The following is a 9,842-nucleotide window of genomic DNA, read 5'->3' as shown; positions in this document are numbered from 1 at the left end:
GGCCGGGTCGCCGTCAGGGGCAGTTGTCCCTTGAGCATCCGGCCGCCGTCCCCGGTGAGCCGCAGGTAGTAGTCGGCGGAGCAGGGGGTGCCGTCCTCGTCCAGGGCCCAGATGCCGGAGCCGGCGGGCACCTGGGAGGCGTTCTCGGCGGTCCTGGCGATCTGGTGGCCCTCGTTGTACTCGTCGAACATCGAGATGTAGAAGCCCTGCACGCCGACCCGGCACAGGTTGTAGAACTGCCGCCACATGAAGTCGCCGTGGACCCGCTGGCGGAGCTGGAGGTCGCCGGGCAGGACGCAGGGCTGGTAGTCCACGCCGTGCGCGTCGCACTCGGCCTGGTCGGGCAGGTTGACGTTCTGGTAGAAGTTGTCGGCGTCGGCGATGGTGCCGATGCGTCCCACCATCCAGGGCGAGAGCATGTCGAGCGCGCGGTAGACGCCGAGGAAGCCGGGCCTGGAGTCGCCGGTGCCGGTGCGCCAGTGGGTGGGCACGCCGCCCATGACGTAGCAGCCCTGTGCCTGGAACCAGCTGATGACGTCGAGGCACACCTCGGGCGGCCAGGCCTTGTTGCTCTCGTTGAAGCCGAAGCCCCAGATGCCCACGACGGGCCGGCCGTTCTGGATCGCGTAGGCGGAGGAGGCGGTGTGGGCGCGCATCCGGTTCGTCCAGTCGGCCTTGATCTCCTGCTGCATGGCCGTCCAGCCGGTGACGTCGTACATGATGTAGAACTTCCGGCCGTGCGTCTCGGCGGCCCTGCGCACCTTGGTGGCCATGGCGTCGCGGGTGGGGCCCTCGGGCGAGTTGGGGTTGAACCGCTGCAACGCGGCGGTGTCGTGGGCGTTCTCCCGCATCCAGCGGAAGTGGGTGTCCACCGTCTGGTCGTCGTGGGAGGAGAAGAGCGCGGCGCGCTGACCGCCGTTGAGGTTCGGGTAGGCGGTGGGGTAGGTGCGGGTGTAGTCGCGGACGTCGGGCCAGCTCTTGATCGTGGTGTTGGTCGGCGACGGTGGCTGCGAGGCGTTGGCCGACCAGTGCCACCAGCTGTTGATGGGCGCGCCGTCGCCGATGCAGGCGAACCAGCCCTGGTAGCCGACGGTGACCTTGCCGACCACGTCGCCCGGCGGGCTGGCCAGCGGGGCGGGCGCGGCGAGGGCGGCCGGGGTGCCCAGCGTCGCCCCGGCGGCCGCGGTGGTCCCGGCGGCGAGGGTGGAGGTGACGAACGTGCGACGGGTGAGGGCCATCGCGATGTCCTTTCGTGTGGGGGTGTGATCGCTCGGTGGTGGCCCGGGCGCCGCCCCGGCTGTGGGGTGGGAGGCGGCGCCCGGGCCGGCTCTGCCGATCAGGGCTCGGAGATTCCCTGGCCGACGAACTCCACCCAGTTGACGTTGAGTTCGCCCGTCGTCTTGACGAAGTACAGCGGGCCGCTGGTGGTCGCGGTCGCGCCGCTCACCGCGCCGGTGAAGTCCTGGTAGGTCTGCCAGGCTCCGGTGGGCTCGACCTCGATGGTCGCGACGACGGGGCCCTCCGGGTCACCGGTGCGGACCTCGACGGTGGCGCCGAGGGTCGGCGAGGCCGCGCGCAGGCCGATCGCGTCGACGCCGGTGAGGTTGACCGGGTTCCACGCCCAGTAGTCGCCGTTGTCGATGTGCCCGATGTTCTGGCCGCCGCCCGCCGAGTCGCCGGTGTTCTCGGTCTGGACGCCCGGGGTGCCGCCGGGGGGAGCCGAGGCCACCCGGCCGGTCTCGTCGAAGTGTTCGGCCTCGCGGTGGCCCGGCTGGAGGACGATCACCTCCTGCGTCGTCAGCGGTGGCGCCTGACCGTCGCCCTGGTCGGTGTAGGTGACGGTGACCGTGCCGAAGATGTTGGCCCCGGTGTGGCCCTCGTCCCCGGGCAGCGGGAAGGTGCCGGTGCAGCCGCGGTACTGCTCGTAGCCGTGTGAGTGTTCGTCGTGCCCGAGCCCGGGCTGCACGACCACCTCCTGGCAGTCGACCTCGCCGTCCTCGGCGTCGGTGACGGTGACCTGGTAGGCGATGGTGTCGCCGAACCTGAAGATCCCGCCGTCCGGCGGCGCCTGGACGGTGATCTCGGGCGCCGTGTTGCCCGAGGTGATGTCCAGGCTGGAGTTGCCGGTGCGGCCGGTGGTGTCCGTGACGGTGAGGCGGGCGGTGTAGCGGCCGGGTTCCGCGTAGGTGAAGGTGGGCGTCGCCTCGGTGCTGTCCTCGGTGCCGTCGCCGTCGAGATCCCAGGAGTAGTCGAGCGCCGTGCCGTCCGGGTCGTACGACGCGGTGCCGTCGAAGGCGACCTGGAGCGGCGCCTGGCCCGCGGTCCGGTCGGCGGTGAAGCTGGCGACCGGGGCGCGGCTGCCCTGGACCCAGTCGACGCGGTACAGGCCCGAGTCGGCGTTGTTCCCGCCGAAGCCGCTCCCCCAGTCGATCACGTACAGCGCGCCGTCGGGGCCGAACCGCATCGCGTGCGGCCGGGTGAAGTCCAGCCCCTGGAGGAACGCCGAGACGTCGGCGACCTCGTCGCGCTCCTCGGTGAGCTGGACGGAGAACAGCCGGCCGTTGTTCCAGTCGGCGAACACCGTCTTGCCGTCGAAGTACGCCGGCCATTTGCGGTCGGAGTCCAGGTCGGGGTCGTAGGCGTAGGCGCCGCTGGTCATCGGGGCGCCGTTGCCGCCGACCTCCGGCACGCCGGTGCTGGACGCGCCCATCCACATCTCGGCGGGGACGGCGGCGGGCAGTCGGGTGCGGCCGGTGTTGTTCGGCGAGTCGTTGACGGGCGCGGCGCAGTCGAACGCCTCGCCGGCGGTGCCGGTGGCGAAGTCGTGGTCCATATAGGGGGTGTTGTCGCCGACGCAGTAGGGCCAGCCGTAGAAGCCCGGCTCGTCGACGATGTTCCACTCGACGCGGCCGTCGGGCCCGCGGGTCGGGTCGGCGGCGCCGGCGTCCGGGCCGTAGTCGGCGACGAACAGGTGGTCCGTGGTGGGGTCGATGCCGATCCGGAAGGGGTTGCGGAAGCCCATGGCGTAGATCTCGGGGCGGGTGTCCCTGGTGCCGGGCCGGAAGAGGTTGCCCCTGGGGATCGTGTAACCGCCGTTGGGCCGCGGGGTGATGCGCAGTACCTTGCCGTTCAGGACGGCGCTGTTGGCGGAGGTGCGCTGGGCGTCCCAGGCGGCGCGTCCCTCCTGTTCGTCGATCGGCGTGTAGCCGTCGGAGGCGAAGGGGTTGGTGTTGTCACCGGTGGCGATGTACAGGTTGCCGCCGCCGTCGAACTGCAGCGCGCCGCCCGCGTGGCAGCACTGGTCCCGCTGGACGTCGATCTCCAGGACCACCTTCTCGCTGGCGGGGTCCAGGGTGCTGTCGGGCCTGACGGTGAAGCGCGAGACGCGGTCGACGGGATCGTCGCCGGCGGGCGAGTGGTAGAGGTAGATCCAGCCGTTCCGCTCGAACCTCGGGTCGAGGGCGACGCCGAGCAGGCCGAACTCCTGTCCGGTGTAGACCGGCAGCGTGGCGGCGGTGACGAGGGAGCCGTCGGTGAGCACGACGCGGACGGCGCCGTTGCGGTCGATGTAGAAGACCCGGCCGTCGTCCGCGATCGCCAGCTCCATGGGGTTGCTGGTGTTGTCGTCGAGGGCGACCCGCTCGAAGCTGTCGCTCAGCGAGGCGTGGCAGTTGGCGTCGAGCGCGCCCGCGGCGGTCTGGATGCCGCCGAGCAGGTGCCCGAGGAACGCCGGGTCGGCGAAGGACTCGGCGCCGTGGCCCATGCCCGTGTACCAGGAGCGGCCGCCCTGGTAGTCCTGGCACCAGGAGACGGGGTGCTCGACGCCCATCGTGCCGCCGGTGTAGGTGTTCTCGTCGAGCGAGGCGAGGACGTGCACGTCGCCGCGCGGGTTGGCGCGGTAGTCGTACCACTCGTCGGACCGCTCCCAGAGCACCGGCAGGTCGGCGGTGGACGGGTGGGCCGGGTCCTCGACCTTGACGGTGGCGGTCCCCGGGGCCGGGTGGCTCTGGAAGTAGGCCCCCACCAGACCGCCGTACCAGGCCCAGTCGTACTCCGTGTCCGCGGCGGCGTGGACGCCGGCGTAGCCGCCGCCGGCCCGGACGTACCGCTCGAAGGCCGCCTGCTGGTCGTCGTCGAGCACGTCGCCGGTCGTGGAGAGCCAGACGACGACGTCGTACCGGGCCAGGTCCTCGTCGTTGAAGACGGCCGCGTCCTCGGTGGTGGTGACGTCGAAGTCGTTCTCCTCGCCGAGCTCCTCGATCGCGGCCATGCCGGCCGGGATGGAGTCGTGCCGGTAGCCGGCGGTCTTGCCGAACACGAGGGCGCTGAACTCCTCGGCGCCCGGGCGGGGTTCGGCGGCCGCCGGGCCGACGGCCAGGCCGGCCCCGACGAACATGGCCAGCGCCGCGGCTCCCAGGCGCAGGGTCGGTCTGCGAAACGGACGGACTGTCGGGACTCTCACGCGTGCTCCTCGCTCACAAGCGGATGGGCGTGCACCTGTGCGTACGGAGCGGGCGCCGTCGTCCGGGCGCCGCGCCCCGTCCCCGTTCGTCGTTCGGCGGCGTGCCGGGGGCACCCGGCCCCCGACACGCCTACAAAATCGATCGACTTGATAGAGGAAGTTAGAAGCGCTCGCCGAGCGGGTCAAGGTGTCGCGCGGCGGCTCGCGGCCACGAGCGCGGGAGGCCCGCTCAGCCCCGGTGCCGGTCCGTGGCGACGAGGTCGGTCACGGCGGGCGGGCGTTCGACGGCGCGGGTGACGGGGAGCGTGCCGCCCTCCTTCGCGGCGTCGAGGAGGGTGAGCATCACGTCCAGCACGTGGGCGGCGAGTTCGGCCGAGGCGAGGTGGGGCCGGCCGCTGTCGAGGGCGTCGGCCAGGTTCGCCAGGCCGATGCCGCGCCCGCCGGGGTGGTATCCGGCGGAGGTGGGCAGCGGCTCCCAGGTGCCGCCGCCCCGGCCGAGGGCCGTCGTGCCGTCGAAGCCGTTCGGGTCGGGCACGGAGAGCGAGCCCGCCGTGCCGTAGACCTCGATGTGCGGCAGCCGCGCGTCGTGGACGTCGAAGCTCATCACGAGCGTGGTGACCGCGCCGCCGGCGTGGTGCAGCAGACCGGTCACATGGGTGTCTACCTCGACGGGGAACCGGGTGCCCGCGCGCGGGCCGCTGCCGATGACGCGCTCCGCCCGGGAGCGGGAGGCGGCGCCGGCGACCCTGGTGACCGGGCCGAGCAGGTGGACGAGGGCGGAGAGGTAGTAGGGGCCCATGTCGAGCAACGGGCCGCCGCCCGGCTGGTAGTAGAACTCCGGGTCCGGGTGCCACCGTTCGTGCCCGGCGGTGGTCATGAACGCGGTGGCCGCGACGGGCGTGCCGATCAGCCCGTCGTCGACCGCCCGGCGGGCGGTCTGGACGCCGGTGCCCAGCACCGTGTCCGGCGCGCATCCGACCCGCAGCCCGCTCCGGGCCGCCTCGGCGAGCACCGCGTCGGCCTCGTCCCGGGTGGCGGCCAGGGGCTTCTCGCCGTAGACGTGCTTGCCGGCCCGCAGCGCGGCCAGGCTGACGGCGGCGTGGGCGGCGGGGAGGGTGAGGTTGAGGACGGCGTCGACGTCGTCGCGCGCCACCAGCGCCTCGGCGGAGCCGACGACGGCGACGTCGCCCCGGGTCTGGTCGGCCAGGCGCCGGGCCCGCGCCGGGTCGAGGTCGGCGACGGCGGTGACGCGCAGCGTGTCGAGGCGTTCCAGCGTCGTCAGGTAGGCGGCGCTGATCGCTCCCGCGCCGACGATGCCGATGTTCAGCGGCTTGCCCACAGCATGCCTCTTTCGGTGAGGGTGCGAACCTGCGGTATGTCGAAGTCGTCGAGCTTGTGGCCGATGGTGGACACGAAGACCCGGCCGCTCCCCCACGTCCTGGTCCACACGGCGGGGACGACGGCGGGGCGCGACCGGGTCTCGTCGGCGTCGAAGGTGACGGTGGCCAGCACGTCGATCAGTGGATCGGTGGCCACCCAGTACTGCTCGGTGTGCACGTCGAACGCGCCGAGCCCGGCGATCACCGGGTGGTCGGCGTGGTCGGCGACCGGGCTGACGCGGTGGTGGACGAAGCCGGGCGGGTGCACGAGGAACTGCCCGCCGGTCAGCAGCGTGTAGTCGAGGCTCCCGCGGAAGGCGTCGACGATGCCGCCGTGCCAGCCGGCGAGACCCGTGCCGGCCCGCACGGCGGCGGCCAGCCCGGCGCACTGCCCCGGGGTGATCTCGCCCATGGTCCAGCACTGGACGATCAGGTCGGTGGCGGCCAACGCCTCGGCGTCCTCGTAGACGTCGAGGGACTCCGCGGTCCGCACCCGGAAGCCGTGCTCGGCGAGGAAGGGGAGGAAGAGGTCGGTGGCTTCCACGGGCCGATGGCCGTCCCAACCGCCGCGCACCACCAGGGCTGTTCGAGAATCGGACGTCAAGGTGACAACTCCACAAGTCGGTCAATCGAGTTGACTGAACACTAGGAACGGCCGCCGAAGGGTGTCAACGCCGAGCCCCCTATTCATCATTCAATTTGAGAAACTTCTTACGCGAGTCTTTCCGCCACGGCACGCGGTCGTTAGCTTCTGGTGCGGACCAGGTCTTCCTCCCCCCCTTCCTCTCCCCCCACGAGGTGACCCATGTACCGCAGAGTCCTGTTCGGCCTCGTCGGCGTGGCGGTGCTGACCGCCGGCGCCCTGACCGGCCTGCCGGGCCACGAGGGGCGGGCGAGCGCCGCCGCCCCCCTCGACTCCCCGGCCCCGGCGGCCGCCGCGGCCGGCGCCACCACGCCCTTCGTGACCGTCGAGGCGGAGTCCGGCACCCTCGGCGGCGGCGCCCGCGTCCGCTCCCTCACCCCGGGGGCGGCGGCGCCGACCGCGGCCTCCCTGGAGACCGAGGCGTCGGGCTACGCGCTCGTCGAACTGCGGGCCAACGGCGACTCGGTGACGCTGCGCAACGACACCGGCGCGAACGCCAACTCCCTCGTGGTGCGCGCCTCGATCCCGGACGCGCCACAGGGCGGCGGCATCACGGCGACGCTGAACCTGTACGTGAACGGCACGTTCCGGCAGGCGATCACGCTGAGTTCGCGCCAGTCGTGGAACTACCGCGACGCGACCACCCATCCGGACGACCCGAACGCCGGCGGCCAGCCCTACCACTTCTACAACGACTTCCCGGTGCGGGTCACGGGCGCGCCGATCGCCCCCGGCAGCACCATCAGGCTCCAGAAGGACAGTGCCAACACGGCCGCCGTCTACGACATCGACTCCGTCGACCTGGAGAACGTCGGTGCCGCCAGGACCCGGCCGGCGAACTCGCTCTCCGTCCTGGACTACGGCGCGGACCCGAACTTCGGCACCGACTCGACGGTCGCCATCCAGAACGCGGTGAACGCCGCCCGGGGCCGCGGCATGTCGGTGTGGATCCCACCGGGCACCTATCTGACCAACAGCCTGGTCTCCAGGCCGTTGGACCTCACCGGCGTGACGGTGCGGGGCGCCGGCATGTGGCACACGACCCTCTACCGCAGGGTTCCGCTGCCGGCCGTCTCCTGGCGTTCGCAGATCCTGGTGGGCTCCGGCACCACGCTGAGCGACGTCCAGATCGACAGCAACGCCGTCTGGCGGGGTGTCGGCGGCAGCGGCGGCTCGGACTACGGCGTCAACGCCAGCGGGGCGGGCGGCTGGCTGATCGACCGGATCTGGACCCGGCACACCGACGCCAACTGGCTGTCCGGCAGCAACGGCGTCGCCCGCGACAGCCGGAGCTCGGACAGCTACGGCGACGGCTTCAACATCAACAACGGCAACACGCCGCACCCCGACCGCCTCGGGCGCGACATCACGGTGCAGAACAACTTCGTCCGGGGGTCGGGCGACGACTCCTTCGCGGTGTACTCCGACGCCGGCGCCAGCGGCACCAACGGCCAGCTGAGCGGGGCGCGGGTGCTCGACAACACGGCGGTCGCGCCCTGGTGGGCCAACGGACTGCGGATCGCCGGCGGCCGGGACATCGAGATGCGGGGCAACCTGGTGAACAGCGTGTCGTCGAACAGCGCCCTGGACATCGGCGTGTTCGGCGACAGCGGCCACCCGCTGGAGTCCGCCACCGTCAGCGGCAACGTCCTGAACGGCGGCGGCGGTTGGAACGGCGTCCGGCACGGCGTGCGGATCAGCTCGCCGCCCGCCACCTCGCACTTCCCGACCGCCTACACCAACGTCACGCTGAGCGGCAACATGATGCGCGGGGCCCTGCGCGCGGGCCTCTTCGTCGACCGGACGCGCGTCAATGTGACGTTGTCGAACAACACCATCGACGGCCCGGCCGCCCAGGGCATCTGGATCACCTCGGGGGTGACCGGCTCGGGGAACTTCTCCGGCAACACGATCAGCAACCTGCGCCCCGGCCAGGTCGCGATCCGGAACGACTCGTCCGGCACCTTCCCGATCTGACCGCCTCGGCCACGGCCCGGCCGGTCGCGTGCCCCACGGGGCACGCGACCGGCCGGGGCGCCGGATCAGTAGGGGTTCTCGGCGTGGGTGAGGGTCTCCCAGGCCACGAAGAGGTTGTTGGTGCCGGCCGGGCGCTGCCGCTCGGTCAGGGCCTGGGTGTTGGTCATGGCGTAGCCCATGCGGTTGTTCAGGGCGTTGAACCCGACCTCGGTGACCGGGCCGAGCCCGGTGGTGACGGAGCCGCCGCACAGCCAGCCGGGCACCGCGTTGCCCAGCTGGTAGCCGGAGTGGAAGCCGAGGGCGTGGCGCAGCCGGTCGGCGAGGCGCGGGTAGAGGTCCTCCCCCTGGATGCGGCTGGTCTCGGCGACGTGCGCGATGGCCGCGATGCCGTATCCGGTGTGGGTGAAGTCCCGGCAGGTCTCCTGGGCCAGGCCGTTCACGAAGGTGGTCTGGCCGTGCCAGTACGCGATGATCTCCGCCTCGGTGTCGCGGCCGTCGCCCGGAACGGTCTCCGGCAGGGCGCCGTCGGAGGTCAGGTAGACGAAGGCGGGGACCCGGGTCAGGAACCGGTTGACCGCCGTGTCGTAGGCGGATCGGTCCTCCAGGTGGACGGCGATGGAGATCGCCGCCTCCATCATGGTGAGTTCCCAGTTGCCGTTGCTGCGGGAGCCGCCGATGACCTCCGGCAGATAGACGTCGCGCAGCATGGTGCGGAACCGGTCGGCGGCCGGCCAGTCGCCGTACGCGTAGCGGATGATCTCGGCGGCGCGCGGCCAGACCGAGCCCGCCCAGCCGGTCTGGAGCGGGGCGTTGCTGTTGGTGTGGTCGCGGATCACCGCCGACCAGGCGTCCATGATCTCGATCGACTTCTCCGCGTACCGGCTGTCGCCGGTGAGGGACCAGGCGAGCGCCGTGGTGTAGGCGGCGATCGCGTCCTCGCGCTCGTCGGTGCAGCCGTTGTTGGGGTTGGAGTACGAGCCGCACTCGACGATCTGGCGCGGGCTGGGGGCTCGGGAGAGCGAGGCGTAGCGGGAGGCCATCATCTGGTCGAACGCCGCCGCCCAGGGCTGGGCGCGGGCCGCCACCCGGTCGCGGACGAAGTCGAGTTGGTCCTCGCCGACCAGCACGCCCGGGTGGGCGAAGGTGGCCGGGGCGGCCGCGGTGGCCGGCGCGGGGCCGGGCCGGGCGTCGGCCCCGGCGTCGGCCCTGGCGCGCTCGCCGGCGCCGAACGGCAGCGCGGCGAGCAGGGCGAGCGCGGCGACGAGGACGATCAGGATCCTGCGGGTGGGTCTGTCGGACATGTGGGGCCCCTTTCGGATGTCGCCGGCGGGCCGGCGACACGGGGGTGGGGGTGTGGTCGCCCTCCGATGCGGGCTGGGTG

6 protein-coding genes are annotated in these 9,842 nt (G+C 72.3%); 1 reads left to right on the top strand and 5 read right to left on the bottom strand.

Annotated features, from left to right (window positions below; all coding sequences use genetic code 11):
• The 4 genes from E1283_RS24515 to E1283_RS24500 all read right to left on the bottom strand — a co-directional run.
• A partial coding sequence (locus E1283_RS24515; RefSeq protein ID WP_243745072.1) for a glycoside hydrolase family 99 protein occupies positions 1 to 1,238 on the bottom strand: 1,238 nt, incomplete at its 3' end.
• A 98-nt stretch (positions 1,239 to 1,336) separates the two neighbouring features.
• Entirely contained in the window at positions 1,337 to 4,462 is a 3,126-nt protein-coding gene (locus tag E1283_RS24510; protein WP_243745071.1) for a ThuA domain-containing protein, read from the bottom strand.
• Between the two features lie 229 nt (positions 4,463 to 4,691).
• The gene (locus tag E1283_RS24505; protein ID WP_132820307.1) at positions 4,692 to 5,801 is read right to left on the bottom strand and encodes a Gfo/Idh/MocA family protein; all 1,110 of its coding nucleotides are present in this window, start codon (positions 5,799 to 5,801) and stop codon (positions 4,692 to 4,694) included.
• Complete coding sequence (locus E1283_RS24500) at positions 5,786 to 6,445, bottom strand: ThuA domain-containing protein (RefSeq protein WP_132820306.1); 660 nt, start codon at positions 6,443 to 6,445, stop codon at positions 5,786 to 5,788. The genes E1283_RS24505 and E1283_RS24500 overlap by 16 nt, the downstream gene beginning before the upstream one ends.
• A 201-nt stretch (positions 6,446 to 6,646) precedes the next feature.
• Here E1283_RS24500 and E1283_RS24495 point away from each other — a divergent pair, with 201 nt between their 5' ends.
• Complete coding sequence (locus E1283_RS24495; protein ID WP_132820305.1) at positions 6,647 to 8,461, top strand: glycosyl hydrolase family 28-related protein; 1,815 nt, start codon at positions 6,647 to 6,649, stop codon at positions 8,459 to 8,461.
• Positions 8,462 to 8,526: 65 nt separating this feature from the next.
• Here the strand turns inward: E1283_RS24495 and E1283_RS24490 are convergent, their stop codons facing one another.
• Entirely contained in the window at positions 8,527 to 9,762 is a 1,236-nt protein-coding gene (locus tag E1283_RS24490) for an alginate lyase family protein (RefSeq protein ID WP_132820304.1), read from the bottom strand.
• Positions 9,763 to 9,842 lie beyond the last annotated feature (80 nt).

Origin of the sequence: Streptomyces hainanensis, from assembly GCF_004348415.1 — a bacterium.
Classification (GTDB): domain Bacteria; phylum Actinomycetota; class Actinomycetes; order Streptomycetales; family Streptomycetaceae; genus Streptomyces; species Streptomyces hainanensis.
Note: the sequence above shows the minus strand (reverse complement) of the source record. Positions and strands in the feature narration are given on the sequence as shown.

Excerpts from the sequence above, each read along its gene's own strand:
- E1283_RS24490 (WP_132820304.1), bottom strand. The coding sequence starts at position 9,762 with ATGTCCGACAGACCCACCCGCAGGATCCTGATCGTCCTCGTCGCCGCG.
- E1283_RS24495 (WP_132820305.1), top strand. The coding sequence starts at position 6,647 with ATGTACCGCAGAGTCCTGTTCGGCCTCGTCGGCGTGGCGGTGCTGACC.